Raw genomic sequence first — 15,338 nt, 5'->3', positions numbered from 1 at the left:
GGCAGCGGAAGCGACACACCGCAGCCGAGGGCGTCCGGTGGCATTCGGCGACATCCGGCCTCAAGGAGCGCACCATGAGCGACAAGACCCTCGTTTCCGACCTGATCCCGACACTGCGCTACAACGACGCGACGGCGGCGATCACCTTCCTGGAGAACGCGTTCGGGATGAGCACGGTCATGGTGGTTCCCGGTGACGGCGACACGGTGATGCACGCGGAGCTGACCATGGGCAACGGCATGATCATGCTCGGCACCAACCTGCCCGAGGGCTGCGGCGAGCAACTGCGCTGGCCGGTCGGCGGCTCGGCCGTCTACGCGATCGTGGACGGCGATGTGGACGCGCACTGTGCCCGGGCGGTGGCGGCGGGCGCGACCGTGGTGCGCGAGCCGAAGGACGAGGACTACGGCGGTCGCGGCTACACCGTGCGCGACCCGGAGGGCAACCTGTGGAGCTTCGGCACGTACCGCCCGCAGGTCTGACCCGTCGGCACGGTTGGGCCGGTGGGTTTCGGCGGCGACACGGGGCGCCGCTCGGACCGCACCGGCCGAACCGTGCTCAGCCCTCGTGCGCGGCGAGGTAGCGGTCCACCTTCGCTCGTTCGTAGGCGTACACCGGCTCGATCGGGCCGACCGGCACGAAGGTCGCCGTCGCGCAGTCCTCGTACAGGTCCACCCGGGTGTAGCCGACGCCCGCGACCCCCTGGTAGGTGCCGGCCGGCGGGAACACGTCGGCGCGGTAGGCGACGGCCGGCGCCGCCCACACCGGCACCCCGGCCAGCACACCGCAGGTCGCGTGGTGGTTGTGGCCGGTCAGCACGATCCGCACGTCGGTCCCGGCGATCACCGCGCCCAACCGGGCCGGGTCGCGCAGCGAGAGTCGTTCCAGGAACGCGAGCGGCGTGGGAATCGGCGGGTGATGCAGGCCCAGTACCGTGCCGCCGGCCGCCGGTGTGGCCAACTCGGCGCGCAGCCACTGCAACTGATCTTCCGTCAGATCGCCGGAGTGACTGCCGGGCGTGGTGCTGTCCAGCATGATCACCCGTACCTCGCCGGCCGTGTGCACGAAGTCGTGCGGTTCGGTGGACGCGGGTGCGCCGAGCAGCCCCTCGCGAAACGCCGCGCGATCGTCGTGGTTGCCCATCGCGTACAGCGCCGGCGCGCCGATCCGCGGTCCGGCCTCGGCCAACAGCGCCCGCAGTCGTCGATAGGCGCGCACGTCGCCCGTGTCCGCGAGGTCGCCGGTGAACAGGAGGGCGGTGGGTGCCGGCTCGGTCTCCTCGACCGCCGCGAGCGCCTGCCGCAACTGTTCGGTGGTATCCAGCCGGTCGAGCAGCAGCTCGCCCTCCGGGACCAGGTGCACGTCGCTGAACTGGACCAGCGTGTGGCGCGGGATACGCACGGCAATCCTCCTGCGGGCAGGGTGACGAGACACGTGTCACCCGGGGAGGCACAGTCCACCGTCGATAGACGACAAGGTCAAGCACTTCTCCGGCCGACCTGCCGCCGATCCGATCGAACGCACGGGCTAGCGTCTTCCCGTGGAGATCAAGACTCTGGGGTACGACCACCCCGACGTGCGCAAGTTGGTCGCGGATGTGCAGCAGGAATACGTGGTGCGGTACGGCGACCCCGACGAGTCGGCCGTCGATCCGGCCGACTTCCTGCCGCCGGAGGGCCTGTTCTGCGTGGCCTACCAGGACGGCGCCCCGGTCGCCAGCGGCGGCTGGCGGGCCCGAGGCGCCGCGGACGACGATCCGAGCCTGCGGACGGGCGACGCCGAACTCAAGCGCATGTACGTGGTGCCGCACGCGCGCGGGCGCGGCCTGTCCCGGGTGATGCTCGCGCACCTGGAGGACTCCGCCCGGGCGGCCGGGCGACTGCGACTGGTCCTGGAGACCGGCGACAAGCAGCCCGAGGCCATCGCGCTGTACCGCTCGTGCGGCTACACGCCGATGGCCGGGTTCGGGTACTACAAGGACTACGAGAGCAGTCTGTGCTTCGCGAAGGTGCTCTGACCGGCACCGCCACGACGTGGCCCGCAGCGCCGCGACGCGTCGACGGGGGCGGTGCCGGGATCGATCCCGGCACCGCCCCCTCGGCCGTCAGTGCTCGACGTCCGACCCGGCCGTGCGCGCGCCGCGCAACATGAACCAGGACGCGATCGCCGCCGTGAGCAGGACCGCGGCGCCCGCGCCGGCCGCGATCCGCAGGCCCTCCAGGAACGCGTCGTTCGCCGACTGGGTCAGGTCCGCCGCCACCGGACCGTGCACCGTCCCGGCCGCCTCCGCGGCACCCGCGAGCGACTCGCGCGCACCGGAGGCCGCGTCCGAGGAGACGCCCTCGGGGATGGCCACGTGCCCCCGGTAGATCCCGGTGACCACCGAACCAAGCAGCGCGATGCCCAGCGCCGCACCCAACTCGTACGCGGTCTCCGAGACCGCGGAGGCCGCGCCGGCGTTCTCCTTCGGCGCACTGCCCAGGATCAGGTCGGCGGTGACGGTGAACGAGAAGCCCGCGCCGACCCCGACCAGGAGCAACACCCCGCCCAGGTACGGATACGGCGTGTCCCGGGACAGCGCGGTCAGCGCACCCAGGGCGAGGCCGATCGCGGTCAGGCCGCTCGTCACCACCACGCGCGGGGTGAGCCGGCGTGCGGCCATGCCCGCGAGCAGACCCGAGACGATCGCCCCGACCGTGGCCGGCAGTTCGGCCAGGCCGGCCTGCAACGGGCTGCGGCCCTGGACCAGTTGCAGATACTGGGACAGGAAGAAGATCAGCCCGGACATGCCGAACACGGTGAGCAGGTCGGCGAGTACCGAACCGCTGAAGGCCCGGTTGCGGAACAGCCGCATGTCCAGGAGCGGCACCGGCAGCGACAACTGCCTACGGCCGAACCAGACCAGCGCGCCCACGCCGATCACCAGCGCCACCCACACGTCCCAGCGCAGCAGGCCGTGCGAGGCGGCCTCCTTGATCGCGTAGACGGTGGCGATCATGCCCACCAGCGACAGCGCCGCGCTGAGCATGTCCCACGGACCCGGATTCGGGTTGCGCGACTCCGGCAACATCTTGATGCCGACCACGATCAGCACCACCATCACCGGCAGATTGATCAGGAAGACCGAGCCCCACCAGAAGTGTTCGAGCAAGAAGCCGCCCACCACCGGGCCGAACGCGGCACCGGCCATCGACATCGCCCCCCACACGCCGATCGCGAAACTGCGCTCGCGGGCGTCCGGGAAGATGTTGCGCACCAGCGCGAGCGTGGACGGCATCAACGACGCACCGGCCACACCCATCGCGACGCGGGCCGCGATCAGTGCCTCGGCGCTGGGCGCGTAGGCGGCCAGCACGGACAGTGCGCCGAACGCGGCCGAACCCCACAGCAGCAGCTTCTTGCGGCCGATCCGGTCGCCCAGGGTGCCGGCGGTGACCAGCAGACCGGCGATGACGAACGAGTAGACGTCGCCGATCCACAACAACTGGGTGCCGGTCGGTTCCAGGTCCTCGCTGAGGAAGGGGATCGCCAGGCCGAGCACGGTGGCGTCGATCGCCACGAGCAGTACCGACAGGGTCAAAACACCCAGGGCGATCCAGCGGCCCGGCGCGCCCTTGGCGGAGCCGCCGGTGCCGGTATGAACGGGGGTCGAGGAGGTGGTGGGACTGGCCATGATCAGGATTCCAAGCCAAGAGACGGGTCGGCCGAGTGGATCGGCGGGAGAGTTGCGGTGGAGCGGGTGCGGTGCCGAGCGGGCGGCGTGGGCGGGCGGCGGAGGCCGATGCGCACCCGAGCCGGATCGCTCGGATCAGCCGGGCGGGCGGCGGGCGGCGCCGCCGAGCAGGAGTTCGGCCACCGAGCGGGTCGCGTCCCGGCCGGCGAGCCGGCCCTCGTGGACCGCCCAGCCGGCCGCGGCGACGAACGAGAACAGCGCCTCGGAAACCCACTGCGCGGTCAGGTCCACCCGCATCGAGCCGTTCTCCTGGCCGCGTCGGACCGCGGCGGCGACCTGCTCGTCCATCACGCTCCAGGCCTGTTCCAGGCCCGGGTCGCCGACCAGCGAACTCTCCCCGTACAGGAACGCCAGGTATTCGGCGCACGGCATCAGCCGGTCCACCAGACCGCGCAGCACGGCGGGGACGTCCTCGCCGGTGGTCAGGTCGGCGGCGTCGATCGCCCGACCGATCTGCGCCGAGGCTTCCGTGCCGAGCGCGGCGATCAGCGCCGGCCGGCCCGGGAACATCCGGTGCAGCGTGGCCCGGCTGATCCCGGCGGCTCGGGCGATCTCGTCCATGGACGACGCCGGTCGCCGAAGCAACAGGGTGACGGCGGCGCGCAGTACGTGCTCGTTGTCGGTGGGCATGGATCAACTCTAGCCCAGATGAGACAGCTATGTCTCATGATTAACGGGAGGGATTCAGCCGGCACCCTGTGGTGTCAGCTCCGGTCGCGGCTCCTGCCAGGTCAGCACCGGCTCGACGACGCCCCCCCGCAGCGCCGCGCCGGGGAAGATCCGCAGCCGCCACGGCGACAGGCGCATCACCGCGAAGCCGGGCGACAACGGGTGCTCCCAGCCGGGCACCCCGGTTCCGGCGGGGTCGTAGCCCAGCGGCTCGGGAGTGTCCCGGAACAGGTTCCACACCCGCTCGCGGATCTCCGGCTCGAAGAGCAGATCCGCGCGACACTCGGCTGCGCACGTGTCGTGCGAGGGCGACCAGTAGTTGCACGACACGAACGGATTGCGGGCGATGTGGGTGCGCTTGGTCGCGGTGGGGGCGGTCGCCACCCAACCGGTCAACCGCCCGTGCTCCCATACCCAGTACGGGTGCAGGATCCGGGTCCGCGGCCGACCCGCGCCGTCCACGGTGGCGATCGAGGCCCACACGATCGAGTGGGCCATGGCGATGAAGGCCGGGGCCGCGGTTTCCAGATCGGTCATGGCGGCAACCCCTGTTCGTCCCGACGGTCCGGTACCTCACCACCCATACTGTCGTGAACGCGCGCGACCCTAAAGGCCCGGCGGGAAGTCGTACGAGGCCGGCGGCCTGATCCGGACCTTGTCGTCCTGGTACATCACCGAGATCTGATCGTGCGGACGCAGCTCGATTCCGGCCGGATCGCCGCTGATCAACACGCCGTTCAGGTAGGTGCGGTAGGTGTGCGTGGCGTCCGGGGTGAGCGCGCCCAGGTGGGTCTCGTCCAAGCGCACGTTCCACATGGCGAACAACTGGCCCAGTACGAAGCGGGCGTTCGCGTCGTGGCTCTCCACGTGCAACACGCCGCTGTTGTCGTGCGTGTGCAGATCGGCCAGCAGTCCGGTCCTTCGATCGATGCCGATATCGGGCGCGACCTCGACCCGATTCAGGCCGACGAAGATGTCCAGGTGCACGTGGAAGTGCTGTACGGCGCCCTCCATCGTGTCCAGATTCAGACCCGCGTCGGCGCCGCGCCGCGCGCTGTCCGCGGGCACCGGCCAGGGCGGCAACTCGGCGTTGTCGGCGGCCTTGGGCCGCGGCAGCGGACCCTGCGGGGTGCCACGCTCGGGCAACGCGATCGGCCCGGCGCCGGGCGCCGGCTCGTGGGCGGACACGGGCGTGCCGGCGGCGAGCGAACTCAGGGTCAGGAGCACGGCGGCGACGCCGACCCCGTTGCGCGGGTGCGGGTTCATCGGGACCTTCCGGGGGCGGAGGAGATGAACAACCTGCCGGTCCGTCGGCCGGGACGAAAGCCGACCGGGCATTTCGGCCCCGGACTTCACCCATACGGAGCACCCGCGCCGGGGAGGCGATCCGAGCCGGGGCCCGGCCCGCGCCGCGCACGGCCGGGACTGAGCCGGGCTTTGCCGGGCAGACATGGGGCGACCCACCCGCGGGTGGTCCGCGGGTGTCCCTAGGGGGCCGGAACCAGTGATACGCACCAGCCGCCGGCAGCGGCGCATCGAGAACGCGAGCCCCTGGTTCGTCCGACAGCGGTGGATCCTGCTCCTGCTCCTGGTCCTGCCACCGATCGGCGCGGTGCTGATGTGGCTGGTCACCCGCTGGACGCCGATGACCAAGATCGTGCTGTCCGTGGTCGCGGCGCTCTGGTGCGGGGCCCTGGTGATCGGGTTGAGTACCGACCTGGAGACGCACGACAAGAGCCCCGACCCGGTCGCGCCGATCGTCGACGACGGTCGTGGCCCGCAATCGTCTCCGTGACCCGATGCCCGCCACGGATGGAGTTCCCGGTCGATGCCCCTGCTCCCGTCGCACATCACGCCGTTCCGGATCGACATACCCGACGCCGACCTGATCGACCTGCGGGAGCGCCTGGCGCGCACCCGCTGGCCCGACGCCGAACCGGTGGACGACTGGTCGCAGGGCATCCCGCTGGCCTACACGCGCGAGTTGGCCGAGTACTGGCGGACCACCTACGACTGGCGCAAGACCGAGGCGCGGCTGAACGCGTACGCCCACTTCAAGGCGCACATCGACGGCCTGGGCGTGCACTTCCTGCACGCGCCCTCGCCGCATCCGGACGCGCTGCCGCTGATCCTGACCCACGGCTGGCCCGGGTCGATCATCGAATTCCTGGACGTGATCGGGCCGTTGACCGATCCCGTCGCACACGGCGGCGACGCGGCGGACGCGTTCCACGTGGTGGTGCCCTCGTTGCCCGGCTACGGCTTCGGCGATCGACCGGCCGAGACCGGCTGGGGAATCGACCGGATCGCCCGGGCCTGGGCCGTGCTGATGGCCGACCTGGGCTACGCGCGCTACGGCGCGCAGGGCGGCGACTGGGGCTCGATGGTCACCGCGTCGATCGGTAGGCAGGACCCCGAGCACGTGCTCGGCATCCACCTGAACATGCCGGTGGCGATGCCGGACGCGGCGGCGATGAAGGATCCGACACCGGCCGAACGACAGGCGCTGGCCGACCTGGGCACCCACTCCGAGTGGGGCACCGGCTACAGCAAGATCCAGTCCACCCGGCCGCAGACGCTCGGCTACGGGCTGGCCGACTCACCGGTGGGCCAACTGGCCTGGATCGTGGAGAAGTTCCAGCAGTGGACCGACTGCGACGGCCACCCGGAGAACGCGCTGTCCCGCGATCACCTGTTGGACAACGTGATGGTCTACTGGCTCACCGACACCGCCGCGTCCTCGGCCCGGCTGTACTGGGAGAGCTACCGCAACCCCGATCTGGCCGAGGTCGGGGTCCCCACCGGTTGCTCGATCTTCCCGCACGAGATCATCCGCTCCTCGCGCCGCTGGGCCGGGAACCGCTTCACCGATCTTCGCTACTGGAACGAACTCGACCGCGGCGGTCACTTCGCCGCCTTCGAACAGCCGGAGACCTTCGTCGAGGAGGTCCGCCGCTTCTTCCGCCTGATCCGCGCGTAGCCCCGGCGCGCCCCGACCCGTCGCGACGGGCCGGGGCGCGGGTTCGACAGGCGACCGGCGGCGCCCCCAGGCCGGGTGTGGCGCCGGGAAGGTCCCGTCCGACCGGGGTCGGACGGGACCTTCCCGGGCGGGTCATGCCGTGCCGGCTCCGAGGACGCTGCCGAGGAGGTCGTCGAGACCGACCAGGCCCAGCAGCGTGCCGTCGGCGGCGTGCACCAGGGCCAGCGACGCGCGGCGTTCCTGGAGGGCGGCCACGGCGCGCTGGATCGGGGTGTCCACGCTCAGCGTGAGTACCGACGTGGCCAGCTCGCCGGCCGTGTTGCCGGAGCTCTGCGTGCGCGAGGTGAGCACCTTGCGGATGTGTACGACGCCGGACAGCGTGCCGTCCGCGCTCCGCACCAGCAACCGGTTGCGGCCGTTGCGGCGGGACATCGCGACGATCTCGTCCGGCCCCGCGGCGGCCGGCACCGAGTCGATCTCGGCGGCCGGCACGACCAGTCGGGCCAGCGGTTCGGTGTGCGTGCGCAGCGTGCCGGAGAGCACGTCGTGCGACGAACCGTCGATCAGGCCGAGCCGACGGGACTCGCCGACCAACCGGCGCAGCCCCTCCGCGTCCTTGGGGTGGGACAACTCGTCCTTGGGGTCGATCCCGGCCAGCCGCAGGATCGCGTTGCTGACCCCGTTCATCGCCAGCAGCAGCGGCCGCACCACCCGGGTGTAGCCGCGGAAGGACGGCGCGAGCACGAGCGCGACCTTCTCGGGGCCGGCGATCGCCCACGACTTGGGCGCCATCTCGCCCAGCACCATGTGCAGGATCACCACGACCACCAGCGCGATCGCGAACGCCACCGCGTGCCCCGCCGCGGCCGGCATGCCGACCGCGTCGAAGAGCGGATCGAGCATGGTGGCGATGGCCGGCTCGGAGACGATGCCCAGGCCCAGCGAACACATGGTGATGCCGAGTTGCGCACCGGCCAGCATCAGCGACAACTCGCGCACGCCGGCCAGGGCCGACTTCGCGCCGCGCTTGCGCTCGGCGACCAGCGCCTCCAGGCGATGCCGGCGCGCGGCCACCATCGCGAATTCCGCCGCCACGAAGAACGCGTTGCCCACGAGCAGCGCGATGGTGATGGCGATCGCCGGCCACAGCCCAAGCTCCAGCGAGCCCAGGCCGCCACCGGAGGCCAGGGTCGGGGTCACGCGGTCACCTCCGTGTTGCGCCCGGAGCGCCGCTCGGCGCTCCATTCGGAGGCGTTGCGCGGGAACGAGGGAGCCGAGGTCAGCACCCGGATCCGGACCAGCGCCGGCACATGCCGCTCGACTTCGAGCACCTCGATCTCGGTGTAGCGGATCGGTTCGTCGTCCTCGTCGGCCGCGCGCCCGGCGCGTACCTCGTCGGGGTCGGGCACCCGGATCCGGTCGCCCACCTCGGGCAGTCGGCCCAGGTGCGCGATGACCAGGCCACCGAGCGTGTCGTACGGCCCGTCGGGCAGCTCCGCGCCGACGATCCGCTCCGTCTCGTCCACCCGCAGCCCCGCGTCCAGCCGCCACCAGCCGTCCTCGGGCTCGGTGTCGACGGGGTCCTCGTCGTCGCTCTCGTCGGCGATCTCGCCGACCAATTCCTCGGCCACGTCCTCATAGGTGACGATCCCGGCCAGGCCGCCGTGCTCGTCCAGCACGACCGCGAACTCCTCGTGCGCGGTCCGCAACTGTTCGAGCAGCGAGGCCAGCCCGGCGGTGTCCGGGACGAGCAGCGCGGGCCGCGCGATCGACCCGGCGCTCACGTGCGCGGCGTCCTCGGGGGCCACCTCCAGGAGGCAGGCCACCCCGACCACGCCCAGCACGTCGTCCACCCGCTCGCCGACCACGGGATAGTGCGAATGGCCACACTCGGCGACCAACTCGATCAATTCGGCGGCGGTGGTCTCGGCCCGCACCCGGACCACGTCCGGACGCGGCACCATCACCTGGTCCACGGTCAGGTCGCCGAAGGCGATCGCGCGGCGCAGGATCCCGGACAGGGCCGGATCCAGGTCACCGTCCCGGCCGGCCTCGTCGACGATGTGCGCGAGTTCCTCGGTGGTGGCGCCGCCGTGCAGTTCCTCGACCGGTTCGATGCCGATCGCCCGCACGATGCGGTTGGCCAGCGTGTCGAACAGGCGGATCAGGGGACCGGCGACCTTGAGATAGACCAGCGTGGGCCGGCCGAGCAGGATCGCCACCCGCTCGGGCTCGGCGATGCCCCAGTTCTTGGGGACCAGCTCGCCGAGCACCATCTGGATCGCGGTGGCCACCGCGAAGCCGAGGATCAGCGAGATCACCGGAACCGCGCCGTCGGGAACGGCGACCAGATCCAGGAGGGGGGAGATCACCGCCGCGAGCGCGGGTTCGGCGATGAAACCGACCAACAGGGCCGTCACGGTGATGCCCAACTGGGCACCGGACAGCATGAACGAAAGTCGCCCCATCACGGTCATCGCCCGGGCTGCGGCCTTGTCACCGGATTCGGCACGGCGACGCAGCAGGCTCCGATCGGCCGCCACGTAGGCGAACTCCTGGGCGACGAAGAAACCGGTACCGAGGGTCAGTACGACGATCGCCGCTATGCCAAGAGCCGCGGTCATGAGACCGCCTCCCGGACGTCGCGGCTTCGATCACAGTCTCGGGAGGGACCGGTACTAGGGGGGTCCGTCTCTTGGGCGGACACGCACGCTCCTTGCTCAACGGGCAATTCGGGGTCAAACACTTACCACGCCGAACGTATCATCGTGCGCGCTTGTTCCCCGGAGCCGGTCGCGGAAGCGTGCGAAGGGCGTCGGATTCGAACCGGTAGCAAAAGATGCTTGGCTTTATGCTCCGCGTCATGACAATCTGTGCTTCCTCGAACACCGTGTGGTGATCGAGGCCCGTCGAGCACGTGCGACCCGCGTGCTGCGGCGAGGGAAGTACAGAAGTGCGGCGCCTTCTGCCACAGGCGTTGCGAAGTTCATCCGTACGGGGGAGCGACCCGCGCCTTCCCGTCCGGAAGATTGGTACCGGGAACCCGCACCGCCGCAATGACGTTGACAACATCAGACGGGGGCAGCGTGTACGACAGCAGCCCTGATCCGGCCGACGCCGGCTCGCCCGAGGTGCCCGTACCGGACCTCCCAGCGCGCGAGAAGGAGACCATGCCTCGCACACTCGACGACTACGCCGTGTCGCTCGCCGCGTTGAAGGCCTACGACATCACCGGTGTTCGTCCACGCGACCTCCGCCGCTTTCGTGACTTCGGAGAACTGCCGGACGGCGTGCCCGAGGCCGTCGTCCTGCGCGCCCAGCGCATCGTGGAGGAGGAACGGGACCGGTTGTTGCGGTTGACCACCGGTTCGTGAACACCCGCAGTGCCCGCACCACCCGCGCGCAGGCCCGCGCGGTCGTCCGGGACGAGAGCGATGCCGATCCGCCGCTCCCGTGTCCCGTTCCGTCGCGGTTCAGCCGTTGCCGTTGAGATAGGCCAGGACCGCGAGCACGCGCCGGTTCGTCTCGTCCGACGTGTCGATCGAGAGCTTCGCGAAGATGTTGGTGGTGTGCTTGCTCACCGCGCCCTCGGAGACGAACAGTCGGCCCGCGATGGCCGCGTTCGAACAACCCTCGGCCATCAACTCCAGCACCTCGCGCTCGCGCGGCGTCAGCCGGCCCAACGGTTTGTCCCGCACGTTGCGGGCGAGCAGCTTCGAGATCACCTCGGGGTCCATCGCGGTGCCCCCCGACGCGACCCGGCGGACCGCGTCCACGAACTCGTCCGTGTTGAACACCCGGTCCTTGAGCAGATAGCCGACCGCGCCGGTGCCGTCCGCGAGCAACTCCCGGGCGTACAACTGCTCCACGTACTGCGACAACACCAGGATCGGCAGCCCCGGGACCTGCCGACGGGCCTCCAGGGCGGCCTGGAGGCCCTCGTCGGTGAAGGTCGGCGGCAGTCGGACGTCGACGACCGCGACGTCCGGCTTGTGTTCCACCAGAGCCCGGAGCAGTTCCGGACCGTTGTCCACGGCGGCGACGATCTCGAAGCCGTGGGCCTGGAGCAGGCGGACCAGCCCGTCCCTCAGGAGGGCGAGGTCTTCCGCGAGGACAAGTCGCACGGCAGCTCCATGATCACAGTCGTCGGGCCGCCCACCGGGGAGTCCAGGGCGAGCGTTCCGTCGAATGTATCGAGTCGCCGCTCGATGCCGCGCAGTCCCGTGCCCTTCATCAGATCGGCGCCGCCGACGCCGTCGTCGGTGACGGTGATCCGCAACTTGCCGTCCTGGTAGGTCAGATCGATCTCGACGTGCTGCCCACCGGAGTGCTTTGCCGCATTGGTGAGCACCTCGGTGACCGCGAAGTAGGCGGCGGACTCCAGCGGGAGCTCGGGGCGCGCGGGCAGCGCGACCTTGACGTTGACATCGAGCGGGCTCTCCAACGCCACCGCGCGCACCGCGTCGCCCAGACCTCGGTCGGAGAGCACCGGCGGGTGGATGCCCCGGACCAGGTCGCGCAGTTCGTGCAGGGCCTTGGCGGACGCGGCGCGGGTCTCGGCGAGCAGGATGCGGGCCGCGTCCGGGTCCGTACCGAGCAGCGCCTCCGCGGCGCCCAGGTTCATGCCCATCGCCACCAGGCGGGCCTGCGCGCCGTCGTGCAGGTCACGCTCGATCCGGCGCAGCTCGGCTGCCGACGCGTCCACGGCGTCGGTCCGGCTCTCGGTCAAGTGCTGGACCCGCAGCGCCAGTTCGGCCTCCTTGGTGGGGGCGAGCAGGGAGCGGTTCCACAGCGCGTTGACCCGGGCGAACCAGGGCGCGACGGCCAGGCCGACGACCACCTGGATCGCGCCCCAGGGCAGCGCGAAGCCGGCCCGCTGCGAGCTGTCCACCTTGATGAACGTGTACCACTGCGGATCGACGTGCCGGTAGGCCACCTCCCACAGGAACGGCATCAGCACCCCGTGCAGGCCGTTCACGATCAGCAACATCGGGAAGCAGGCCAGCAGCAGGCTGGACGGCAGGTAGAGCAGCCCCCACAGCAGGTCCCGCCAGGTGGCCCCCTCGGTGATCAGTTGCCGGGTGCGCCGCCACAATCCGGTCACCCCCTTGCCCGGGGGGCGCCGTCGGTAGGGGACGGCGATCGGGACGCCGGACCACGAGGTCATCGCGGTGCGGGTCAGGTTGGCGGTGGCACGCAGCAGCAGGATCGCCGGCACGAACAGCACCATGCCGACACCCAGCGGCACCAGGGCCATGAACACGATGCCGCAGATGAACAGGGCGAGGGCCGGCACGGAGAGGAAGACCAGCACGAAGCCCTGGAAGGTGGACGACAACGCCCGACCGAACCGCCAACGCGTCGCCGGTGGATCGGCGCTGTGTGGCGTGAGCGCGCTCATAAGGGGGTCCTCCCGTGGATGTGCCGTGTACCGCTGGTGGCACCAGTGTGTCGGGCGGCGACCGTGCAGGTCACTGGGGAGGCACCCCGCGCGGGGGTGGGGCTGGGCCCACCCCCGCGGGCCGGTCAACCGGCGATGTCCGCCAACAACCGAGCCAGTTCCTCGGGCCGGGAGAACATCGGCCAGTGGCCGGTCGGCAGGCCGTGTACGTGCCGCTCCTCGGCCAGCGCGAACTCGGCCATGAACGGGTGCCCCTGCGCGACCATGACCTCGACCTGCTCGGCCGGGAACAGGCAGCTGATCAGGTGCGCGGGCACCTTGAGCCGGGCCGGGTCGCCGACCCGCTCGGCGCCGGTCGCGACCGCGTACGGCTGCGCCACCGCGCGGGTGCGCAGCAGCTCCAGGTCGGCCGGGGTGAGTCCGTCGAGCATCTCGGCGTCGGTGGTCGGATCCCACGGGTAGGTGTAGCGGCCGTCGCCGCGCTCGGCCACCTCGGCCTCGATCCGCTCCCGCTCGGCGGGCTCGCTCAGGTCCAGCAGCGAGACGCCCTCGGCCACCGGGCCGGCGTCCACGTAGACGATCCGGGCGATCCGGTCCGGGATTCGGTCCAGTGCCTCGTAGGCGGGGAACGCGCCGCCGGAGTGGGCGGCCAGGACCACGTCGGTGAGGTCGCGCGAGGTGATCTCCTCGACCAGGGCGTCGGTCTGCGTCACGAGGTCGATTCCGGTGGCGTCGGCCGCCTCGTCCGCCAGGCCCGGCAGCGTCACCGCGAGTACGTCGTGCCCGGCGGCCCGCAGCGGTTCGGCGACCCGGTCCCACGCCCACGCGCCGAGCCAGTAGCCGGGAACGAGAACGATGTGCGCCATGGTGGTGCTCCTCTGGTGGTTCGGGTGCTTCCCTGCAAGAACGATCCTGGACCGGATACCTGACAGAACGCGACAGGTTTCCGCGCCGGGCTCAGAGCCAGTTCCGGCGCTTGAAGATGAGGTAGAGGACCACGCAGACCAGCACCATCAGGCCGACCGCGAAGGGGTAGCCCAGGCTCCAGTGCAGCTCGGGCATGTCGTCGAAGTTCATCCCGTACACGGTGCCGATCAGGGTCGGCGCGAACAGGATCGCGGCGTACGCGGAGATCTTCTTGACCTCCTCGTTCTGGGCGTTGCTGGCCGCGGTGAGCTGCCGCATCTCCTCGTTCTGCGCCTGGGTCACCACGATCGCGTTGACCCGCATGATGCCTTCGAGGAGCTGGCGGAAGCCGGCCGCCCGTTCCACCGCGATCGTCGCGTGGTCCCGGACGTCGCGCAGGTAGCGCCGCAGCTCCTGGTCCACGTGGTACTTGTCGAAGCCGGTGGACAGATCGGTGAGCATGAGCAGCAGCGGTCGGGTCGCGCGCTGGAACTCGATCACCTCGCGGGAGAGTTCGTAGATCCGTCGGGAGACGTTCGGGGCGCCGAGGAAGGCTTCCGCCTCGATCTCGTCGATGTCGTTCTGCAGGCCGCCGACCACCGGGGCGTAGGCGTCCACGACGCTGTCCAGGATCGCGTACAGCACCGCCTCCGGGCCCTGGCGCAGGAGTTCGGGCCGGTCCTCGACCCAGCGGCGGACGGCGGACAGGTCGGGGGACTCGGAGTGGCGGACGGTGACCACGAAGTTGGTGCCGAGGAAGACGTGCAGCTCGCCGAAGTCGACCTCCTCGACGTCGTCGAGGTAGCGGGCCGCGCGCAACACCACGAACAACGTTTCGCCGTAGCGTTCGAGCTTGGGCCGCTGGTGGGCCACGATCGCGTCCTCGATGGCGAGCGCGTGCAGGTCGAACTCGTCCGCGGCGGAGAGGAGTTGGCTCTCGGAGGGGCGGTAGAGCCCGATCCAGGCCATCGCGCCGGGCCGGGCGTGCAGTTCGCGGTAGGTGTCGGCGAGCGTGCTCGGGGAGGCGGCCCGTACCCCGTCCACGTAGATCGCCGCGTCGATCAGGCTGTGTTCGACGGGTGGCGGCTCCGGGGCGTCCGCCGCCCGCGGGTCCATCGAGCGTTCCGGTGCCTCCGGGGGTTCGCTCGCCCCGTGCCTGCGGGCGCGGAAGGACAGACGCCGATCGGGCATGCGGGGCTCCGGGACACTGGGCGGCGAAGAGCACGGACGTGACGTCGGGCCGGTCGCGCCAGGAAATCGCGACCGACCCGACCATCGTATTGTCCATTTTTCCGCGCAGATATCACGGATTTATGCCATTTGGCGATTCGGTGGACGGGACACCGGAGGACGCGGTGTTCGCCGGGCCGCCCGGATCGGGCCTACGGCAGCTCGAACGCACCCTTGCCCATCTGCTGCCGCACGGTGACCACCGGCGGGTTGACCAGACCGCGCCGCTGCCAGTTGGCGCCGTCCACGACCAGGGTGTGGCCGGAGACGAAGCGCGCGTAGGGCGAGGCCAGGAAGGTCGCGGCCCAGCCCAGCTCGCGCGGTCGGCCGACTCGCATCGCGGGTTGGCAGGGGTCCTTGTCGTGGGTGCGGGCGAGGTTGCCCTTGATGTCGGCGGTCATGTCCTCGTGGGGGAACAG

The 15,338-nt window shown here is 70.9% G+C and carries 17 protein-coding genes; 5 read left to right on the top strand and 12 right to left on the bottom strand.

What is annotated here, in order from left to right; translation table 11 throughout:
* Positions 1-74: 74 nt before the first annotated feature.
* Positions 75-482: a VOC family protein gene (locus ABZ374_RS04340; RefSeq protein ID WP_360305981.1), complete on the top strand. Its 408-nt coding sequence runs from the start codon at positions 75-77 to the stop codon at positions 480-482.
* 76 nt (positions 483-558) lie between these two features.
* Here the strand turns inward: ABZ374_RS04340 and ABZ374_RS04335 are convergent, their stop codons facing one another.
* Positions 559-1,401, bottom strand: coding sequence for a metallophosphoesterase (locus ABZ374_RS04335; RefSeq protein ID WP_360305979.1), 843 nt, complete (start codon positions 1,399-1,401; stop codon positions 559-561).
* A gap of 139 nt (positions 1,402-1,540) precedes the next feature.
* Here ABZ374_RS04335 and ABZ374_RS04330 point away from each other — a divergent pair, with 139 nt between their 5' ends.
* Positions 1,541-2,017, top strand: coding sequence for a GNAT family N-acetyltransferase (locus ABZ374_RS04330; RefSeq protein ID WP_360305977.1), 477 nt, complete (start codon positions 1,541-1,543; stop codon positions 2,015-2,017).
* Positions 2,018-2,104: 87 nt separating this feature from the next.
* On the opposite strand, the gene ABZ374_RS04325 is transcribed toward ABZ374_RS04330, so the two are convergent.
* The 4 genes from ABZ374_RS04325 to ABZ374_RS04310 all read right to left on the bottom strand — a co-directional run bounded on the left by ABZ374_RS04325 (position 2,105) and on the right by ABZ374_RS04310 (position 5,668).
* A complete protein-coding gene (locus tag ABZ374_RS04325) occupies positions 2,105-3,673 on the bottom strand; it encodes an MFS transporter (RefSeq protein ID WP_360305976.1) in 1,569 nt (522 codons plus the stop codon).
* A 135-nt stretch (positions 3,674-3,808) separates the two neighbouring features.
* Positions 3,809-4,363, bottom strand: coding sequence for a TetR/AcrR family transcriptional regulator (locus ABZ374_RS04320; protein WP_360305974.1), 555 nt, complete (start codon positions 4,361-4,363; stop codon positions 3,809-3,811).
* Positions 4,364-4,417: 54 nt separating this feature from the next.
* Positions 4,418-4,939 carry a pyridoxamine 5'-phosphate oxidase family protein gene (locus ABZ374_RS04315; RefSeq protein WP_360305972.1) on the bottom strand — a complete coding sequence of 174 codons (522 nt, stop codon included), beginning with the start codon at positions 4,937-4,939 and terminating at the stop codon, positions 4,418-4,420.
* Positions 4,940-5,008: 69 nt separating this feature from the next.
* Positions 5,009-5,668 (bottom strand): hypothetical protein, encoded by a 660-nt coding sequence (locus ABZ374_RS04310; protein ID WP_360305970.1) that lies wholly within the window; start codon positions 5,666-5,668, stop codon positions 5,009-5,011.
* Positions 5,669-5,906: 238 nt separating this feature from the next.
* Here ABZ374_RS04310 and ABZ374_RS04305 point away from each other — a divergent pair, with 238 nt between their 5' ends.
* The gene (locus ABZ374_RS04305; protein WP_360305968.1) at positions 5,907-6,197 is read left to right on the top strand and encodes a hypothetical protein; all 291 of its coding nucleotides are present in this window, start codon (positions 5,907-5,909) and stop codon (positions 6,195-6,197) included.
* 33 nt (positions 6,198-6,230) lie between these two features.
* Positions 6,231-7,382, top strand: a complete 1,152-nt coding sequence (locus ABZ374_RS04300) for an epoxide hydrolase family protein (RefSeq protein WP_360305966.1) — start codon at positions 6,231-6,233, stop codon at positions 7,380-7,382.
* 132 nt (positions 7,383-7,514) lie between these two features.
* On the opposite strand, the gene ABZ374_RS04295 is transcribed toward ABZ374_RS04300, so the two are convergent.
* A complete protein-coding gene (locus tag ABZ374_RS04295) occupies positions 7,515-8,582 on the bottom strand; it encodes a CNNM domain-containing protein (protein WP_360305964.1) in 1,068 nt (355 codons plus the stop codon).
* The gene (locus ABZ374_RS04290) at positions 8,579-10,006 is read right to left on the bottom strand and encodes a hemolysin family protein (RefSeq protein ID WP_360305962.1); all 1,428 of its coding nucleotides are present in this window, start codon (positions 10,004-10,006) and stop codon (positions 8,579-8,581) included. Before ABZ374_RS04290 ends, ABZ374_RS04295 begins: the two co-directional genes overlap by 4 nt.
* 546 nt (positions 10,007-10,552) lie before the next feature.
* On the opposite strand from ABZ374_RS04290, the gene ABZ374_RS04285 reads away from it, so the two are divergent.
* On the top strand, positions 10,553-10,756 hold the full coding sequence (locus ABZ374_RS04285; protein WP_158695784.1) for a hypothetical protein: 204 nt from the start codon (positions 10,553-10,555) through the stop codon (positions 10,754-10,756).
* A gap of 99 nt (positions 10,757-10,855) precedes the next feature.
* Here ABZ374_RS04285 and ABZ374_RS04280 read toward each other — a convergent pair whose 3' ends face one another.
* From ABZ374_RS04280 to ABZ374_RS04260, 5 genes are all read right to left on the bottom strand, one after another.
* Complete coding sequence (locus ABZ374_RS04280) at positions 10,856-11,506, bottom strand: response regulator transcription factor (protein WP_360305960.1); 651 nt, start codon at positions 11,504-11,506, stop codon at positions 10,856-10,858.
* Positions 11,470-12,783, bottom strand: coding sequence for a sensor domain-containing protein (locus ABZ374_RS04275; RefSeq protein WP_360305958.1), 1,314 nt, complete (start codon positions 12,781-12,783; stop codon positions 11,470-11,472). The genes ABZ374_RS04280 and ABZ374_RS04275 overlap by 37 nt, the downstream gene beginning before the upstream one ends.
* A 125-nt stretch (positions 12,784-12,908) precedes the next feature.
* Positions 12,909-13,649, bottom strand: coding sequence for an alpha/beta hydrolase (locus ABZ374_RS04270; RefSeq protein ID WP_360305956.1), 741 nt, complete (start codon positions 13,647-13,649; stop codon positions 12,909-12,911).
* A gap of 91 nt (positions 13,650-13,740) precedes the next feature.
* Positions 13,741-14,880, bottom strand: a complete 1,140-nt coding sequence (locus ABZ374_RS04265; protein WP_360305954.1) for a magnesium and cobalt transport protein CorA — start codon at positions 14,878-14,880, stop codon at positions 13,741-13,743.
* 191 nt (positions 14,881-15,071) lie between these two features.
* A partial coding sequence (locus ABZ374_RS04260) for an SDR family oxidoreductase (protein WP_360305952.1) occupies positions 15,072-15,338 on the bottom strand: 267 nt, incomplete at its 5' end.

This window comes from Embleya sp. NPDC005971, from assembly GCF_040629175.1.
Taxonomy (GTDB): Bacteria; Actinomycetota; Actinomycetes; order Streptomycetales; family Streptomycetaceae; genus Embleya.
Note: the sequence above shows the minus strand (reverse complement) of the source record. Positions and strands in the feature narration are given on the sequence as shown.